This is a genomic window from Methylobacterium sp. 142-1Y, assembly GCF_057747795.1.
Window position 1 is genome coordinate 4,883,330 of the sequence record NZ_CM173224.1, and the last position, 17,896, is coordinate 4,901,225.

Below are 17,896 nucleotides of genomic sequence, written 5' to 3' on the forward strand. Positions count from 1 at the left end.
CCCGGAGCTTCGCGCATGGATATCGGCGTGTTCATCCCGATCGGCAACAACGGCTGGCTGATCTCGGAGGCGGCCCCGCAATACAAGCCGAGCTTTGCCCTCAACAAGGCGATCGTGCAGAAGGCGGAAGGCTACGGGCTCGATTTCGCCCTCTCGATGATCAAGCTGCACGGCTTCGGCGGCAAGACCGAGTTCTGGGACTACAACCTCGAATCCTTCACCCTGATGGCGGGCCTCGCGGCGGTGACCGAGCGGATCAGGCTCTTCGCCTCGACCGCGGTGCTGACCCTGCCGCCGGCGCTGGTCGCCCGGATGGCGACCACGATCGATTCGATCGCCCCCGGCCGCTTCGGGGTGAACATCGTCTCGGGCTGGCAGAAGGCGGAGTATGCCCAGATGGGCCTGTGGCCCGGCGACGATTATTTCGGCTACCGCTACGACTACTCCACCGAATACGTCCGGGTGATGAAGGAGCTGTGGGAGACCGGCCATTCCGACTTCCAGGGCGAGCATTTCCGGATGGAGGGCTGCATGATGAAACCCGTGCCGTCGGGCCCGATCCCGATCGTCGCCGCCGGTCAGAGCGGGCGGGGCATGGAATTCGCGGCCCGCTACGCCGATTACAACTTCGTGCTGGGCACCGGTTTCAACACCCCGACCGCCTGCGCGCCGACCTGCGCCCGGCTGATCGAGGCAACGGCGAAAACCGGGCGCGACGTGGGCTCGACCGTCCTGATGATGGTGATCGCCGACGAGACCGACGCGGCGGCGGAGGCGCGCTGGATGGCCTACCGCCAGGGCGCCGACGTGGCGGCGCTCGCCTGGATGCTCGACCAGAGCACGCAGGACAAGAATGCGAGCGCCGATTCGACCGCGACCTGGATGAACCTGCCGGAGGGGGCGGTGAACTTCAACATGGGCACGCTGGTCGGCTCCTATGCCCGTGTGGCGCGGATGCTCGACGAGGCGGCCACCGTGCCGGGGGTGAAGGGCATCATGCTGACCTTCGACGATTTCCTGGCCGGCCTCGACGCCTTCGGCACGCGGATCCAGCCGCTGATGGCCTGCCGCCAGGATCGTCGGGAGATCGCCGCGTGAGCGTCTCCGACGCGCTCATCGCCCGCACCATCCTGGCCGGCACGGTGGCGGAGACCGCGCCGGCCCGGGACCTGCCCTCGGCCTGGGAGCGGACTGCGCCCGAGCCGGCCTGGGCCGAGCGGCGCCTGCGGGAGGCAGCAGACACGACCGGGGAGGCGGTGCCCATCCCACCACCCCTGCCGCCGGTCGAGGGCGGCCCGCTCCACACCCTCGGGATCGGCGCCCTCCAGGCCGCCTTCGCGGCGGGGGTGACCGACCCGGTGGCTGTCCTCGCCGCCTTGACGGACCGGATCGCCCGCCACCCCTCCGGCCGCGACGCGGTCCTGGCCCCGGTGCCGGGGGCGCAAGCGGCGGCGGAGGAGAGCGCCCGGCGGATCCGGATGGGTGAGGCCCGCCCCCTCGAAGGCGTGCCCTTCGGCATCAAGGACAGCTAATCACGTAAGTCATTGATTTCATTGGCGCTGATCGGCCACCGCAGGCGCATTTGTATCACGGTTTGGTATCGCGGCGCCAGCTTGCATGATCGGGGCCCCGGGGCGATGTGACTGCCACCCAAGCAGCCAACGTCACGGGAAAGTAAGATGTCCACTATGCCCCTCTTTCAGAAGTTGAGCGACCCGCCCACCGCGAGCGGAGCGCCCGATGACACCGTCTCGTTCGATTACACGCAGCTTCCTGATGATGTCGCCGCTGAGGCTCGTCAGATTGCGGAGCGCGTGCGCCGTCGGGAACGCGCCCAACGCGAGCACATCGTAGAGATAGGCCGCGACCTTTTACGGATGAAAGAGAGGCTTGGTCGTGGGGCCTTCGGCCCGTGGATCACGGCGGAGTTCAGCATGACCGACCGGACGGCGCAGAACTATATGCGGGCGGCGGAGGAGTTTGCCTCGAAACCCGAAATCGTTTCGGCTTTGCCGCCAACCACCGTCTACTTGCTTGCAGCGAAGTCCACCCCCGATGATATCCGCACCGATGTCATAGCCAAGTTTGAAGCGGGGCATCAGCTTGACCCTCGCGAGATCGATGCGCGGATCATTGAGGCCCGTCGCACGAAGAAGGAGGAGGAAGCGAGAGCTGTCCGCATGCGGAAACGGGCGAAGCTGTCGCCGGAGGAGCAAGCAAAATTCGACAGGGCAGAGGAGCGGAAGGCCAAGATACAAGAGGCGGAGGAGACTGAGCGCCGCCGTCGCCATGAGGAGCGCAAGCGCGCGGCGGAGGATGCTGCGCAGCTTATTGCTGATCGCTTTGAGGCTGGCGATCAAGCTCGGCTAATGGAACTGCTTAGGACAGCGCACCTACACGAGATCGTTGACGCGCTGAAGACGCTCAACGTGCCGAACGACGACGTTGTTGACGTGGCTGATGCGCCCATTGAGTACGTGCCGAAGCAGCAAGTTCATTGATGCCTCACCGCAATCGGTTCGCCAGCCATGCGGTGCGGCCTTGATTACGATCGTGGGTGCGTGGTGAGTGAGCCCCTGGCTCGCTTGCCCGCTTCCATGCTGAAGCAGGGCATTCCGCACATACTTACGCCGTGACGTACTTACGGAGGTACGTCACGGCGCAACCGGGTGGGTGAGTGGATGCGTACTGATGTGATCGAGCGAGCACGCGGTGATGTACGCGCTACAGTGTTGCGCTACTTAAGCAATTGATTTATAAAGTAATTCACCAAGGCGTGACGCCGATGCCCCCTTGGCTACGTCCCCGCCGGGTTGAGCGCTCCGCCTCTGCGCTCCCCGGCGGCCCTACCAGTCAGGCGGTAGCCTCATCAACGATCACGGGAGCAAAGAACTCCTCGAACGCCTCCAGAGCGTCGCTCTCAACATCGTATCTCTCAATGACGATCTTCGCCGCGGAAATGGCCGCGTTCGCGAAGACGATGACCCGGGCCGGATCGGACTTCGCCAGCACCTCGATTTGGTCTTGAAAGTGCAGAACGGCCTTACGCGCGGCTCGATGGGCGGACTTGGACATGACGTTCTCCTTCCTGGTGGGTAAGGGGGATTAGTGGGTGGCGGCTCCCCGGGCGGCATGTGCGGCAGCCCATGCGGTCTTGAGGCCGTGAGCCATGGCGGTGCGCCAGCATCCCCGGGCGAGGCAGCCGTTGAGGACGGCGCGGGCAGACTGGATCGCGTGGGCCATGATGCGGCGACGATCGAAGCCGCCTGCTACGGTCCAGAGCCCGGCCTTGGTGCCACTGGCGGCCTGTAGAGCCTCCGTCCTGGCGGCTTGGACGCTCGCCAGATGGGCGCGACGGGCCACAGCCGGCTGACGATCGGCGGCAAGCTCGTGCATGGCCTGAGTCCAGGAGAGTGAGCGGCGGGCTGCCATGGGAGCTTTGCTTTTCATCAACATTTTATGTTGATATAGGTAGGCGCGGCCGATGGGGCCGTCAACAGAAAATGTTGATAAGCGATGAATGCCGCTCAGTGCCGGGCCGCCAGGGCCCTTCTCAACTGGACACAGCCGCAGCTTGCGGAAGCCGCTGGCGTCGGTCTCTCAACGGTGGTCGATTTCGAGAAGGAGCGTCGCGCCGTATCTGCCGAAGCGGTGGGGAAGCTTGCGGCAGCTCTCCAGGGAGCCGGAGTGGAGTTGATCCCTCATGGCGGGACTAGCGCTGACGGTGGCGCCGGGGTGCGGATGCGGTAGCCGATATCCAAGCGGTCTTGACGGAACTCAAAGGCGGACTAAATTATCCAGCGTCGCCGCTAGAAATTGTCCATTAGGTTGGACCAGAGCACGACTGATACCCATAGGCGACCTCCCTCTAACCAGCGAGGTCACCATGTGCACGAATGAGAAACTGCGCTGCCCCTTCGTCTACAGCACGGGCAAGCGTTGCGACGGTCATATTGTTCGGGTGAAGGCCTACGGCCCTAAGCGCGACGGTAAGACCGACATCAGGAAGCTACGTGTCTGGTGTGCTCCCAAGTGGGATCATGCCGGTACCGTTTCTTCATACGTGAGCAAAGATAGGATGGAGTTCTATCCTGATCAGCTCCCGTCCGATGTGCGCGATGATATCATGTCGCTGTTTGATAAAGGGCGCCACGGCATCTCAGTCGAGGCTTAAAAAGAGGGCATAGCGCGCAATCGCTATGCCCTTTTGCTGTTCTATGTAGCATCGTTGGCATGTAGGGGAACAGCATTGTCAGCAATTGCCTGGATCGGACTTGTTGCGGCGCTCATTGCAGGCACACAAGCCTGGATTGCTCATCGCAAACTCCGGCTAGATTTATTTGATAAGCGCTTTCAAGTCTATGAGGATATGAACGAAGCGATAAACGATCGCTACGCGGATATTTCCAGAAATGATAGGATGGAAAAGCCAGAAATTGATATCGACGTTTTGAAACGATTTTGGAAGAATCAACGAAAAATGAAGCTATTGTTTCCGCATGAAGTTGCAAAGGCTGTTGATCGCATAGAAGAACTTCTGCGAATCTGTGATTCGGTGCATATAAATCTTAGATACAGTAATTTCGACAAATCCCGTTCAGGAACTGACGAATTTGCGACTCGATATGACGTGTGGCTAGAAAGTCAAAAAGAACTCAACAAAGCTCAGAATCAACTCGCAGAAGTTGTTCATCTTTATGTTTATCAATATGGATGGGATGAGGCTTTGATAGCCTTTATTACAAAAAACATTATCAAAAACAGAAATGAAATAGATAGATGGATCGAAAGTTTCAAGCGTTTACTGAAAGAAATATCACGTTATTTAAAAAAGAGCATTAATTGATTAAAGTATATTTAATTCTATGTTTCTTGATCCGTGAGTCGCAAAAAATAAATCACAGCTCGCATTAACCGCGACGGAGCAGATATGGATTGGGGATCATTGGTCGGCCCAGCCGTGGTCGCGGCTGCGGTGTCAGGCGTCGTCACGACAATTGGTTTCTTCGTGAGCAGGTCGACCACGCTCTCTACGCATCGCGAGAAGCTTCACGAAGATCGTTTGCTTGCCGAGCGTAAAGTAGAGGCTGACATTGCGCTTGCTGAGAGAAAACTGCAGCTTGATCGGGAGCTTGCGGATTGGAAGCGGCGCACGGAGCTGGCAGAGCAGGTATTGTCCGACTTCTACAAGGCTCGGGATATTATCCTATCAGCACGTGCTCCGTTCGCCTTTGCCGGAGAGGGTGAGAGCCGCCCGCGCCATGCAAATGAAACGGAGGACGAAGCCCGCAGCCGTGACGCACTCTATGCGCCTTTTGAAAGACTTAGTCGTGAGAGGGATTTCTTAAGCGATCTCCATGCCCGAAGATTTCGTCTGATGGCATTATTCGGAGACGACGCGGGCGTACCGTTCATGGCTTTCGTTAGAGCGTACAATCAAATTGGTAACGCGACACGAGTTCTAATCAATGATCAGCATCGCATCAGCGATGAGGTTCGAACGAGATTCGAGACATTTATTGGCTGGACCTCTGAAGATGAGGACCCTATAAAACAGGAGCTGGATCGCGCGGTAGCTGACATGGAAGCGCTATGCCGCCCTATTCTGGTAGTTCGACCGGTATGAGCCAGCTCATTGCCCTTTTGGCCGTCCCCACCGCTGCTACAAGGGCTAGGGCGGGCGACCGTGTCGCCTACCTCATCCTTGTAGTCTATACAGTGCAGAACCTCACGCAGCCCACCGCGCCAGGATCGCCTCTGCCTCAGCCGGGTCCTCTTGGATGCGGTAAACGCTCTGCCTCGACAGGCCGGTATCGCGGGAGATGGCCGAGATGCTGGCACCCTGGGCGAGCATCGCAGTCACCATGTCGAGCTGCCCGCGAGTGTAGCTCGGCTTCCTGCCACGGTAGGCGGCTTCCCGGGTCCTGGCATGGGCGATCCCCGCCCGCTGCGCCTCGCGGGTTGCCTCTGTCTGCGCTTGCGCCGTCGCAGCCATGAAGCCGATCAGAGCATCCCGCACGGCTTGGCTCATCGGGTCCTGAGTGGCGCCGTCGAAGGTCATGCCGTGGATGATCGTCCGGACGACCACACCGCGCTTCATCAGTTCGCGGATCACCTCGCACACGTCGCCATAGTCGCGGCCGAGCCGATCCACCCACCTCACAATCAACACGTCACCCCGGCGCAACAGATCGAACAAGCGCCTGCCCTGCGGCCGATCCACGAGGCGGGTGCTGACGCCAGACACGCCTTCATCCGCCACAACCGCATCAATCGTGAAGCCCGCGGCTTCTGCCTGCGTCACCTGATGGGAGGTGGTCTGGTCCGTGGTGCTTACGCGGGCGTAGAGGATGACCTGAGACATGTGGCGAAAACGTCCGCTGAGATAGCGTCCGTATAAAGACATGTCCGCAAGATGAAAGCAACCCTAGCGGACAAGGCTTTGGACGGTCGCGCCCTTGTCCGCTGCGGTATACCCATGCGGACGGCATCGGCCGCGCATAGCTCGCGTGGAAGGATCAGTGGCGAGCCATGCGCGGCCTAGAATGCCGATCAGACCGGCGGCTGTCTGATGTCGAGGTCAAGCGCGTCGGCGCGTGCATGGACGCGGGCGAGCTTGCGCCGGTTCGCCTCAAGGATGCCGCGGCGGGTATGACCAGGGCCGGGATAGTAGTGGCCCGACAGGATGTGCCGGCGCTCTTCGTGGGCCGCGTGGGCGATCCGCTGCAAGGTCCAGAACTGGTCTTGCGGCGACATGAGCGAAAGCGAGCGGATGGTAGGGAGGCGTTCGGACACGATTAGCTCCAGGCATAGCTGTGGCGGGGGTTGCCAACCCGCGATGCGGAGCTTTGGACGGTCGAACCGGCGCCCGGTGGCGCGGCGCACGGTTGAAGTCGCAGCCTCAGCGGCCATGCCGGCGCGCGTCATCGACTACTGCCCATAGATGTGGGCACGCTGCCTGACTTCGCTTAGTGCGACAAAACGGCATCGACCCAGATTTCGCTGACGAGCTGATCGCCGAGAAAGACCCGGATCGGTTGGTGATCGACGTCGAGCGGGAGTTCAAGAGCCGGAGGGAGGCGGCTGTTGCCACGATGGAGATGGCGGCTCCGATGATGAAGCATGGGGGTGATCGGACGGTGAGGGAGCAAGGTTCGGTCCGAACCTTGAAGCGTGGCGAAAATCCTGAATATCTCGCCGCCCGCATCAAGCGCGACCGCCCAGACATAGCCGCCGACGTCGCCGCCGGCAAGTACGGCGTAGCGCGATTAGATCACTAACCCATTGCAGATACTTGACATTTCGCCTGGATTGGGGTATGCTCACGGCATCCTGGAATTCTTCACCCCGAAGGCGCCCCGCATTACCCGCGGTCGGCGCCTTTCTCATTTTCAAGGACAATCCAAAGTGAACACAAAGTCTCCGGCCTCGAGTCGGAACGTCGCACTGCGCGTGCCGACTGCGTTGCATGATGCTCTGAGGCATGCGGCCAACATCAACGGCCTTACACTAAACGGCTACATCAAGCTCATCGCCGCACGTGCTGTGCGTGAAGAGACGAAACAGGTCGAAGTGGCCTGATATAAGGACAAAAACCATGACAACTGAAAACAAGGCCGCGATGGCGCTCGCCTCGCGCATTGTTGCGGGCGCGGTCGCGAACGCTGGCCCCCTCGACGAGGTGAAGGACATCATCGAGCACCAAGTGCGGAACCGCATCCGCGTGGATGATGACGGCAACCTCAGTGTTGTTGATGATAACGGCTTCCCGCGTGTCTCGATGCGGCCCGGTTGCCCCACGATGACGCTCGAGGAATACATGGACGAACTCAAGGCGTCGCGCCCTACTCTCTTTCGCAGCCCAGGAAACAGCCCGACCTCTACAGCTTCGGTCACGTCCGAGCCGAACCCATTTGCGGCTAAGACCTTCAATATCTCAAAGCAAATGATCATGATGCGGCAGGACCCGGCCAAGGCCGCGCGCCTTGAAGCGGAGGCTAAACAGTGACTTTCTACAATCATGCGGCCAAGAAGCCGACAAGGTTCAACAACCTTTCAGATGCAACGGCCTGGAACCAGGCGCGGACCGAGGAAAGGCGTGCTCAGCGAAAGCTTGAGCGCGAGGCTGATCCGGAATGGGCGGAGGTCCGGCGCATCCGGCAGGAGATCGCGGACAGGGAACAGGCCGAGAAGGCTGCAAAGGCGGCCGAAGCTGCCAAGCACGCGATGATTGGATGGCCGGGTGGGCTCAGCGCGCACATTGATCGCGGCGCCGCACGGACGAAGGCGAGCTTCGCGCCATACCTCGCGAGGGCTGTAGAGGATTACGAGCGCGACCACCCGGACCAAGCGCCGGCTCCTACAGCGACTGACATCGCCGATGAGATCACCCATGCACGGGAGCAGGAGTCCCGGGCTCGCGCACGTCGCCTGCTAGAAGATGGTGTGTCGGTCGTCGAGAAGGCGAAGATGCTTGAGACTCGTCACCCCTACATGGGCGATGAGGAAACGATGGCGCGGACGGTTGCTCGGCAGCAACTACGGGAGGCGGCCGATCCCCTCGAGGGTGAGAACCCCATTGGAGGGGAGACATCGCCCACACCGTCACCTGCCACAGCTCATGACGCTGAGCCGGTTAAGAGAGGCCGTGGGCGCCCACCCAAGTTCATGCAGCGCGTCGAGGTGACAGAGGACGGCGCGATCATCGAGGATTAATGACCGACTGGTCATTATCAGGCAACCCGTCGATCCGCCCGAGGTGACCTACAAAAGAATGATTTGATTTTCCGATCTCGCAGGCACCCGACAGGTACCTATCGGGACCCTGCCTCCCCTCTGCAAACACCTGTTTCAGAACCCAAAACACAGGGTCGGCAAAAATCAAAATAACCGGGCTTTAAATCCAAACAAATACCTGGAAACCCCCGGGGGTGGTCTTTTTGTGGTGACTAGAACGGGTACCATGACTAAACCCGCGAGTTACGAAATCTCCAAGACTCTCTAATTACCAATCCTCACCCGGGGTGATCGCGGCCGAAATCATCTTTTTCGATTTCGCAGAACGCCTTGGGTGATTCAACCTCCAGAATTCCCGAATAAGGTTCCGGTGGGGACGCCCATTCGGACGAAAACGCATGCGTGTATGATGACCAACGAAGAAAAAATCAAAATTGGTGTCGATATTGGGGGAAATGCTCAAGTCGTACTTGATGCCCTCCGAAAATCCCTCAAGGGCTTCGAGAACGACCTTAAGCGCCTTCGAGGCATCGGCGCGACCGGGGGTGGTCGTGGTGCCAGTAGCAGCGGCAAGAGTGACGGCGTCGCCGATCAGCTCGCCCTAGACCGAGCCTCGATAAAGGGCCTGCGCCAGAGGATGGCGTTCCAGGGCCGGATGGCCGCACAGCGCCTCCGAGAGGATCGAGTCGCGGTCCGGGTCAAGCAAGCGGCAGCGGCCGAGACCATGCGCGCGGCCCGGGTCGAAGCCCAGGTGACGCGGCGGGCCGGAGCAATCGCAATGCGAGACTTGCGCTCGCGCCTGAGCTTCCAGGCCCGGATGAGCAGGCAGAAAACTGCCGAAGAGGATGCCGCAACCCGCGTCGAAGCGAGGCGTGTTCGAGATCAAATCAGGCATCATCGATACCTGCTCGGCCTGCGGTTGCGCCACGAGCGAGAGGTTGCAGCTGAACGACGGCGGACGATCGGGAGCGTCTATAGCGGCTTTTCAGGCATGCGTTCGAGCGCATCGCAGCTCAGACAGGCGGCATCAGCTCCAGCAAGGGCCGCTGCCGCCGGGGGCCTTGTAGCCGCTGGCGCAGTCCGCACCGGCATCGGCGCCAGGATGACGACTGATACGGCCGAGACGAACCTTCGCATGTTCGGCGGCGATGGCATCGCAATGATGAGCCAAGCCCAGGTCAAGGCTGTCCGGGAAGGCTGGCTCGACAAGGAGGCGTTGCGCAACGGCATGAACGTGCCGGCGGCGCTGAACGCCTATACTGAAGTTTTGAAAGCCGGCATCGAGAAGAGCCAGGCAGCCGATGTCACGCGGGAAATCCTACAGGCCACGGCCGGGATGGACCTCAACGTGCCGGAGACGACTAAGCTCGTTGGGCGCTTGGCGCAGCTCACGAAGGGCGGCCCGGCCGAGATCGGCGGCATGCTCAACTCGATGGGGATAGTTGCGGCTCAGACTGCCGCCGACTCTGACGAGTTGGTCTCTTCCCTGCGGCGCGGCGCGGGTGCGCTCTCCAACAAGAACTTCAAGGTGTCCGATCTCACCGCCTTCACGGGTGTCGGCATCTCGGCCGGTATCCAGGAAGGCATGGCCGGCACCTTCATCGAGCACCAGCAGCGCGACCTGCTGAACGCGAAGTATGCCCGCGGCCAGGAAGCCAAGGACCTGAACAAGGCCTTCGGCATGCTCGGCATGGGCTCGCGCGGCGCGGTCTCGGCGGCGACCGCCAAGGACCCGGCCGGCACGCTCGAGAAACTCTACACCAAGCTCGGCGAGATCGCCGAGAAGGACCCGGTCAAGGCCAACCTGATCGCCTCGCTCATCGGCAAAGACGAGTGGGGCGGCAAGATGCTGATGATGGCCCAATCATCGGGAAAAATCCGTTCGACGCGCCAGGCCGCCAACGATCCGAATAACAAGGACTTCCTCGCGACCCTAAAAGGCGAGCGCCTTGGATCATGGGCCGGCATGTGGAACACCACCAAGGCCACCTTTCAGCTCTTTTGGGAAAAGTTCGGTCTCGGCTTCGATGGCATCCTGAGAGACGTGACAACCTACTTCGCCGATCTAGGCCAGAAGTTCGACTGGAACAAGGTTACCTTGCACGTTCAGTCGTTTCTGGATGGCCTTAAGGAAGGCTTCGGTGTCCGCACCTGGCGCGAGCTGATCGATGGCATCGTGGGTGACGGTCCTGGTGACCTTACGCGCAAGCTGAAGGATTTCGGCCGGGGCATCGCTCAGGGCATCACCTCGTTTGTCGACGTGGTAAAGACCATTGGCAGCAGCATCGGCGTCGACGGCAAGCAATCCGCCCAGGACATCGGTAAGCTTGTTGCGCAAATCACGCTACTCTCGGCATCGCTGATCGTTCTCGCGCCCGTGGTTTCAGTGCTCAGTCTCCTGGCTGGCGGGATTAACTTGCTCGTGAACGCTTTGACCGCGGCCCGCGGGCTCCTGGCGCTTCTCGGCATTAGCACCGGGGCTGGTAGCGCGGTTGCGGCTGGCGGTGCGGCTGGCGCTGTTGCAGCCGGTGGCGTTGGCACCCTCGCCTACCTGATTGGAAAGTATTTCACGAGCAACCTTCCTAACTTCGATAGGAAGGGCTCCGAAGGAGTCCGTGAAGATCAGTCCAAGGGATGGATGGGGAAGAGCTGGAACTGGATGATGGGCCGTGACGCCAAAGTTCAGAAACAGAGCTACCAGGAACCTAATCTGAAATCGATGATCCAAACGGCCTCGCTGTCGGGGATGAACGACAACGTGGCGCGCCTGGGCGGCTTGATCCAGCTCGCCAGCCTTGGCGGCAACACCGGCTCGGCGCTCGGATCGTTCTCGGGTGGCGGCTCCGGTAGCTCCGGCGGCGGCAGCGTCAGCGACTCCCTCGGGGGCGGCGGCTCGGGAGCACTCCTGAGCGGCCAGACGCCTGGAGGAGCACTCGGCAACGTCGGCATGGGCTATCGCGGCATCATCGGTGGCGGCGGAAAGGCACCGGGCGGCAACGCCGGGGCGACCTTCGCAGCCAAGGCCCCCGGCATCATGAAGAACCTGATGTCGGATTTCGGTCTGACCAAGGCGCAAGCGGCTGGCGTCGTCGCCAACCTCGGCCACGAGTCCGCGGGCTTCACCGCATACCAGGAGGGCAAGCCCCTCGGTGGGGGTCGTGGCGGCGCAGGCTGGGCTCAGTGGACCGGACCGCGGCGTCGCGCCTTCGAGGCCTGGGCTGCGTCCAAGGGGCTCGACCCCCGCTCCGATGCGGCGAACTACGGCTTCCTCAAGCACGAGCTTCAGACCACCCACGCCGGGTCCCTGGCCGCGGTCAAGCGCGAGAGCACGGCCCAAGGCTCCATGGTGGCGTTCGAGAATAACTTTGAACGTGCCGGGGTCAAGAACTGGTCCAGCCGCCAGGGCTACTTGAACCGTGCCCTCTCGATGGGTGAGGGCGGCACTGACACGGTCTCGGCCATGAAGGCGTCGGCTTCGGGCAGTGCCGTGGACATCGCTAAGACCTTCGAGGGCGCCCACGAAATTCGCGACAACGCGCGGCTCACTGCCTTCATGGGCAGAGAAATCCGCGGTGCGCAGAATGCTTGGTGCTCAAGCTTCGTGAACTCATCGCTCAAAGCGGTGGGGATGAAGGGCACCGGATCGGCGGTGGCCAACTCATTCCTCGGGTGGGGCAAGGGCGTGAGCGCCAACGACGCGATGCGGGGCGACGTGCTTGTTGAGCATCGCGGCAAGGGCCTCAACGGCATGGGCGGTCATGTCGGCTTCGCGACTGGCGGCAAGCGGACCAACCCCAAGACCGGAGAGCTTGAGCTTGAGATGATCTCCGGCAACTCGGTCGACTCGGTGAGGACGGAATGGGAGCGTGCCTCGAAGCTCGCCGTGCGTCGTTCGACCGAAGTAGCCCAGGCCGCAGCGGCTGCCGTCGATCCCGACCGCTACAAGGATTTCGGTTCCAAGGCCGACATGACATCGAGCGGCTGGAAGCCTGGTGCCGGCGGCAACGCCAAGGCCATCGAGAGTGCGAGCAGGGCTCCCCTGCCGTCCGCCCGGATGAACCCGGACGAGGCCACCCGCAACGTGCCGCTCGAGCCGTCGCGCACCGATCCCGCCATGGGACGGCGTGCCGAGGCCGGTGGCGGTGGCGGCGGCAGTGGTGGGGGCTCGCCTCAGGTCATCATCAACGGCTTCAATGGCGATCCCGAGGCCCTGGCGAACGCCGTGCAGCGACGCCTGCGCGATCGGATGGAGCGTCGCACGCACGAGGTAAATCATCAGTGGGGTTGATAGTCTATGCCTATCGAAAGAGGCTCATCGATGCAAAAAACGCATTGATGAGTCTTCCGGCCCCGATGCTCGGTTAAAATTTTGTTTGATCCGAGTCGAGCCGGGCTCTCGATTTTGGGTTTGACTGGTTTCGTGATACATCAAACACGAAAAAGCCCGCAGTTGGCGCTGCGGGCTTTTCAAACACTCCGATCGCCGGCCCTCCAGAGCCACCGACCACTCTTTTCGCTTTCATGACGATGTTTAACACCCCCGACGAGTTCGATCAATACGAAAACGCCACCTTGGCTCTCGATTGGTTCATTTGCCATGTCGAGAACGACAGCCGCCGCAAGCGTGTTGACCGCTTCTATAGTGAGCTTTTCAAGCCGGGATCGGTCCGGAAGAAGCTCTGGCAGCTCACCGACGATCCGAAGCTACAAAAGCTCTGGCGGAAATCTCTGCCCAAGCCAGCTCTAGGCTTTGTCAACGCTCGCCTTGATGACCTGGCGTCCCTTCTGGTCGACGCACACAACGGCCCATGCGACACTGATGATGGCGAGATTTGGTTCGATGCCGCCCTACCGCACTTGATCGAGAAGGCCATCGTTTCCGGCGACAGCTTCGATGTGGTGACCGGGACGCACTGCCGGTCGCAGGCGCTTTCCTGGGCTTGCATGTGCGTGCCCCGACTCGTCGCTGAGAAGGGCGAGGCATGGGTGAGTGATCGCGAGCGCGAGGCGTTCGACCGTTGGGAGGACATGCGGGCTGAGCAGGAATGGCGTCGGCTGCCGTATGTCGAAGGCTACTGCCCGACTTCGGAAGCCATGGCGCAACAGCTCATGATGACGACCGCCACGAAGGATCGCCTTGGCCTGAAGACCATCGGCGTGGTCGATCGCACCCCTGAGCAGGTGGAGGCGGATCGGCGGAAGCGGAATGCGGCCCGCATGGTCACCACTCGCGCCAAGGCCGGGGCAAAGTCTCACGCGACCTCAGCAGAACGGCTGAAGCCCTGGGAGACGGAGGGTAAGAGCCGCAGCACCTACTACCGGGACAAGGCAAAGGCCAAGGTGGATGGTGACGTTCCGGGTGAGGCGGGGCGTGACACTAATTCGTGCGCGCCAATATATAAACAAGAGATAGGGATGCACGAATCAGTGCCACCGATCCAAAGCCCTTCCTGCCAGGGAGGAAACAGGGCCGGGACAGCAGACACCAACTCATCGATGGTGCCGGCACCCTTGCAGGTGACCAGCCACGATCTCAAGAACCTTCACCTTCTGGCTGGTCCTACAGCGGCGCCTCAGACCTGGCCCATGTGGGTACGTCTGGAGTCGCTCGCCCTCGCAGCCTGATCCTGCCCCGGCGGTGGTGCAGCACCGTCGCGGTGTCCGGCCATGTAGGTGAACCGGGCGCGATCGTAGACGCCTACTTCTCGATGGTGCCGGCACCCACGCCCTGATCGGCCACGACCTCAAGGCCGCCCACCACCTGGTAGGCCAAGGGTCCGAAGACCCTGATGCAATCTTGACCAGGCTCAAGACCAACGCGGCGGAGGCGGCGGCCGAGCTAGAGGGTCTTGACGAGGTCTCCCTCGGGATACGCCTTGAGGAATGGCACCCCGTCGCCATGTCGGCCTGACCCGGCACCCGGCGCGCGGCTGGAACGTCGAGGATGCTTGCCAGGACATGAACCGGGGGACGGTCGGGGACATACCTCCCCGGTCGGGTGCCGGCACCATCGAGCAGGCCTTCTTGACGACGCCGCGCACGGACAAGGGGGGACGGGGTGGTCCCAGGGGGGTTCCGCTCCAAAAATCCGCATAACCCCCTCCCTGGCTGGTGCCTCGAGTGCCGCCGGGCTCGCCCTCGGCCGAGGGTGCCGGTCCTCATCCTCTCGGCCGGGCAGCTCTCAGGCGAACCGCTACCAGCCATTTAGATGCGACTGGATCAAGTTTCCGAGCAGAAGCATGAATTTGGGGCTAATCCACTGGCCTAATCCTTGGACAAACCCACGGACAAAAGCGGCGATTAGGCTCTTGATGCCAGGCGTCATGCATTCTCCTTCATGACGGACGCCGCGGAGTGGCGGGTCCTGTTTCATGTAGGAAGGATGACGCCTCGCTCTCCTGATGCAGGACCGTGCCGCACGTAGGCGGCCCGTGACCTTGACCCCAACGCCCGTCTAGCCGGCCATCCGAGGGCGCCAAGCGCGACGCGGCGGGAACTGGGCCACGTCGGCTTCCAGATGCCTCAAAATCCACGCAGCAGTGATTTTTTTTGAAGCCGCTCGCACTCTCGAAAAGCGATCAGGATGGCCGCAGGCGGCCATTTGGCTTCGGGGCACCGGAACCTTTCCCGGTATCGAAAAACGATACAGGCGGGGCTCCCAGTGGCTTCTAGGGGGGCATTGTACATGAAACATGTACACGACGCGGACGCGCAATGCATAACCCGGCCGTCTAGTCAAGCGACGATTGATCGATAGGCCCGTTGGGCCTACACTCATGAGTGAGGGCCGCGGTGGCAGCCGCGACCCTCGTTGGCGGTTTCCCTAGGCCGTTACAAGAACCCGACCGTGATGGTAACCGACCATCCGGTCGGGTTTTTTGCGATGGTGACGCTGATTACTGGGAATCCATTCACATCTATCACCTCCCTTCCAGCCCTATCTCCTTTGCCCCAGAGGGCTCCGCCGGCAGCCGGCAAGCTCTGCCGTAAGCGCCGATTGCCACGAGACTTTCGGGACAAACGGGGCCTTGGTCCAACCTACCGCTTAGAGGCCGGCCTGTCTGTATGAGGGGCGCGGCCCTCCACCGGACTCGTCCACAAGCTCTCCACAAAAACTCGTTCTTATCCCCGCTATCCACGGGCGCATGGACTTGCGTTTCTGCGTAGAAGGTTGCAGCCGCCGGCCCTCTGCCCAATGGGGGCTTCTGTGCCGGCGCCTTCGTGAGTCTACTTATGCGTAGCGGCAATCCCAATATGGCTTGCCACCAAAACCGCCGGGGTGGGTCCGATTTCAGACCGGTCTCCCTCGCGCATCAGAGAGCGCACCTCTGCAATTAACTGCACCCCGAACGGCGGGTCTCGGCCCGGGACAGGCGCCAAAACGGCACGTCCACCCCCTGTTTACCACCGGTCGGTCTCGTTTCGCTTAACGCCAACGGCTGCTTGCGAGAGCTGGTCGGGTGTCACCGCCTGGCTGCGACTCGGGGGCGGGAAGGCAAGTGGGGCTTCACACTCCATCTCGCCTTCCCTCTGATTTGGTAACGGCACTTTAGGACCAAGGCCGGTGGGTAGCGCCACCGGTCGGGCGTAATGAAATTAGGTCCGACCGCTCTTGCTGTCGAGGGGAGCTTGCCCCTTACGCATTGTTCAAGGGCAGGGCCGTCTCTGAGCGATCATCAAGGAGCGGAACACGAATTTTTGCTATTGCCTCCGCCATCGTCTTGATATCAATGTGTCGATAGACAGACGCCGCCCTTCCATCTTTATGTCCTTGGATAGCGTCAACTATCGAATCTTGAATTCCGAGGCGCGACGCCACTGATTTGAACCAATGGCGAGTGGCATGCAAAGGAGACTTACGCGTGTCTGTAAAGCCGTTGCCACGAATCCATCTCCCTAGCCTCGCGGTAATGTGCTTTGACTTATGGCGCTTATCATCACCGACTCGCGACAGTCGGTCGTAAAACAGAGGCCGCCCCTCTCTACTCGCCACAAAATCTAATAATCCAGCTTCGATCAATGCCGGATGGATGGGAACGTAGCGCTCAGCAGAGTGCTTGATCGTCCCACCGTCATCTGTTTCTTGGATAGAAATTACATGAATGCCATCGATCATGCGGACATGCGTTTCCCAAAGCTGGCAAATCTCTCCCGCACGAGCACCCGTCAATATAAGCAGCCAAGGCACCCACCTGCGAATTGGCAATGTTTCCCTTCTAGATAGATCGAGAAGTTTCGCAATCTCTTGGTCTTCATATGCCAACTTCGCGTCGCTGGCTCGATTTCCGCCACCAGCCCTTACACCTTTAGCAGGATTGTCGTCATGGAGTGAGTTTGTGATTGCAAAATTATAAAGCGCTCTAAGGCAAGAAAGATATGATTGGTTGAGTGTCTTAGGTTTAACACCGTTTGCAATACGATTATCTTTCCAATTTATTATATCTTGTTTGCTGATTTTCGTAATATCATCATGTCCAACATATTTAGTAAGTTGCTTTGCTACATTATGCCAAGTATCGCGAGTAGATGCAGCAGGATTAACCTCGCGCGCCCATCTTTCTAATAATTCATTAAAAGATATTCCAGCCACAGCAGACGATGGCTCACGCAATTTTTCGCCAGGATCGATCTTTGGAAACCTGCCTTCGGCCGGATCATCGGACCAGTCAAAGTTTGCCGCGCGCTTCATGCGCCATGACGCATTGAGAATGGCTACGCCAACACGCTCCAGAATTGTCGAACGAGAACCCTCATCTATCTCAAGTCCGTTAATGCCCAGAACCCAATCAACGTAAGCACCAAACCTCTGCTCGAGAGCTGAGGTATGCACGCCGGGCGGGAGAGAATCGATGACATCAGTCATCGTCTCGCCGAACAACTCGCGAGCAAGCTGCACCTCGTCAACCGGATCAAAATCGCATGGCAGTCTTGGCGCGCTAGCTATGCGGCCTTCCAGCGCTGCGCGAGTGAAGGCTTTGACTGCCGCCCATGCGTCGGGGGTGCCAGGAGATTCTAGGAACCGGCGGCTGATGTGTTCGTAAACTTGGCGGGCCAGAGCTTCGATGCGCATCGGCGTCAACCGGGCCGACCCGCTTCGGGCAGCCTCGTACACACGCTCAAGGTGGGCTTGCACAGCAGCGCAGCGGGCGTGACTAAGCGC

The 17,896-nt window shown here is 60.6% G+C and carries 17 protein-coding genes; 12 read left to right on the top strand and 5 right to left on the bottom strand.

Going from position 1 to position 17,896, the window contains the following annotated elements; all coding sequences use genetic code 11:
- Positions 1-15: 15 nt before the first annotated feature.
- The 3 genes from rutA to AC3AOF_RS22405 all read left to right on the top strand — a co-directional run bounded on the left by rutA (position 16) and on the right by AC3AOF_RS22405 (position 2,501).
- Complete coding sequence (gene rutA / locus AC3AOF_RS22395; protein ID WP_488346531.1) at positions 16-1,098, top strand: pyrimidine utilization protein A; 1,083 nt, start codon at positions 16-18, stop codon at positions 1,096-1,098.
- A complete protein-coding gene (locus AC3AOF_RS22400) occupies positions 1,095-1,532 on the top strand; it encodes a hypothetical protein (protein WP_488346532.1) in 438 nt (145 codons plus the stop codon). The genes rutA and AC3AOF_RS22400 overlap by 4 nt, the downstream gene beginning before the upstream one ends.
- 156 nt (positions 1,533-1,688) lie before the next feature.
- Entirely contained in the window at positions 1,689-2,501 is an 813-nt protein-coding gene (locus tag AC3AOF_RS22405; RefSeq protein WP_488346533.1) for a DUF3102 domain-containing protein, read from the top strand.
- Between the two features lie 352 nt (positions 2,502-2,853).
- Here the strand turns inward: AC3AOF_RS22405 and AC3AOF_RS22410 are convergent, their stop codons facing one another.
- Positions 2,854-3,075 carry a hypothetical protein gene (locus AC3AOF_RS22410; RefSeq protein WP_488346534.1) on the bottom strand — a complete coding sequence of 74 codons (222 nt, stop codon included), beginning with the start codon at positions 3,073-3,075 and terminating at the stop codon, positions 2,854-2,856.
- A gap of 30 nt (positions 3,076-3,105) precedes the next feature.
- A complete protein-coding gene (locus AC3AOF_RS22415; RefSeq protein ID WP_488346535.1) occupies positions 3,106-3,363 on the bottom strand; it encodes a hypothetical protein in 258 nt (85 codons plus the stop codon).
- A gap of 153 nt (positions 3,364-3,516) precedes the next feature.
- Here AC3AOF_RS22415 and AC3AOF_RS22420 point away from each other — a divergent pair, with 153 nt between their 5' ends.
- The 4 genes from AC3AOF_RS22420 to AC3AOF_RS22435 all read left to right on the top strand — a co-directional run bounded on the left by AC3AOF_RS22420 (position 3,517) and on the right by AC3AOF_RS22435 (position 5,626).
- Positions 3,517-3,750 (top strand): helix-turn-helix transcriptional regulator, encoded by a 234-nt coding sequence (locus tag AC3AOF_RS22420; RefSeq protein WP_488346536.1) that lies wholly within the window; start codon positions 3,517-3,519, stop codon positions 3,748-3,750.
- A 136-nt stretch (positions 3,751-3,886) separates the two neighbouring features.
- On the top strand, positions 3,887-4,174 hold the full coding sequence (locus AC3AOF_RS22425; RefSeq protein ID WP_488346537.1) for a hypothetical protein: 288 nt from the start codon (positions 3,887-3,889) through the stop codon (positions 4,172-4,174).
- A gap of 75 nt (positions 4,175-4,249) precedes the next feature.
- The gene (locus AC3AOF_RS22430) at positions 4,250-4,846 is read left to right on the top strand and encodes a hypothetical protein (protein WP_488346538.1); all 597 of its coding nucleotides are present in this window, start codon (positions 4,250-4,252) and stop codon (positions 4,844-4,846) included.
- 84 nt (positions 4,847-4,930) lie between these two features.
- Entirely contained in the window at positions 4,931-5,626 is a 696-nt protein-coding gene (locus AC3AOF_RS22435; RefSeq protein ID WP_488346539.1) for a hypothetical protein, read from the top strand.
- A 102-nt stretch (positions 5,627-5,728) separates the two neighbouring features.
- Here the strand turns inward: AC3AOF_RS22435 and AC3AOF_RS22440 are convergent, their stop codons facing one another.
- Positions 5,729-6,364 carry a recombinase family protein gene (locus AC3AOF_RS22440; protein ID WP_488346540.1) on the bottom strand — a complete coding sequence of 212 codons (636 nt, stop codon included), beginning with the start codon at positions 6,362-6,364 and terminating at the stop codon, positions 5,729-5,731.
- 188 nt (positions 6,365-6,552) lie between these two features.
- Positions 6,553-6,795, bottom strand: a complete 243-nt coding sequence (locus tag AC3AOF_RS22445) for a hypothetical protein (protein ID WP_488346541.1) — start codon at positions 6,793-6,795, stop codon at positions 6,553-6,555.
- Between the two features lie 176 nt (positions 6,796-6,971).
- Between AC3AOF_RS22445 and AC3AOF_RS22450 the strand changes: the two genes are divergently transcribed.
- The 5 genes from AC3AOF_RS22450 (at position 6,972) to AC3AOF_RS22470 (ending at position 14,361) form a co-directional block, all read left to right on the top strand.
- Positions 6,972-7,280 carry a hypothetical protein gene (locus tag AC3AOF_RS22450; protein ID WP_488346542.1) on the top strand — a complete coding sequence of 103 codons (309 nt, stop codon included), beginning with the start codon at positions 6,972-6,974 and terminating at the stop codon, positions 7,278-7,280.
- Positions 7,281-7,597: 317 nt separating this feature from the next.
- On the top strand, positions 7,598-8,008 hold the full coding sequence (locus AC3AOF_RS22455; protein WP_488346543.1) for a hypothetical protein: 411 nt from the start codon (positions 7,598-7,600) through the stop codon (positions 8,006-8,008).
- Positions 8,005-8,715 carry a hypothetical protein gene (locus AC3AOF_RS22460; RefSeq protein WP_488346544.1) on the top strand — a complete coding sequence of 237 codons (711 nt, stop codon included), beginning with the start codon at positions 8,005-8,007 and terminating at the stop codon, positions 8,713-8,715. The genes AC3AOF_RS22455 and AC3AOF_RS22460 overlap by 4 nt, the downstream gene beginning before the upstream one ends.
- Positions 8,716-9,142: 427 nt before the next feature.
- On the top strand, positions 9,143-13,024 hold the full coding sequence (locus tag AC3AOF_RS22465) for a phage tail tape measure protein (RefSeq protein WP_488346545.1): 3,882 nt from the start codon (positions 9,143-9,145) through the stop codon (positions 13,022-13,024).
- A 233-nt stretch (positions 13,025-13,257) separates the two neighbouring features.
- Complete coding sequence (locus tag AC3AOF_RS22470; protein ID WP_488346546.1) at positions 13,258-14,361, top strand: hypothetical protein; 1,104 nt, start codon at positions 13,258-13,260, stop codon at positions 14,359-14,361.
- 2,011 nt (positions 14,362-16,372) lie between these two features.
- Here AC3AOF_RS22470 and AC3AOF_RS22475 read toward each other — a convergent pair.
- Positions 16,373-17,806 (bottom strand): phage integrase, encoded by a 1,434-nt coding sequence (locus AC3AOF_RS22475; protein WP_488346547.1) that lies wholly within the window; start codon positions 17,804-17,806, stop codon positions 16,373-16,375.
- Positions 17,807-17,896 lie beyond the last annotated feature (90 nt).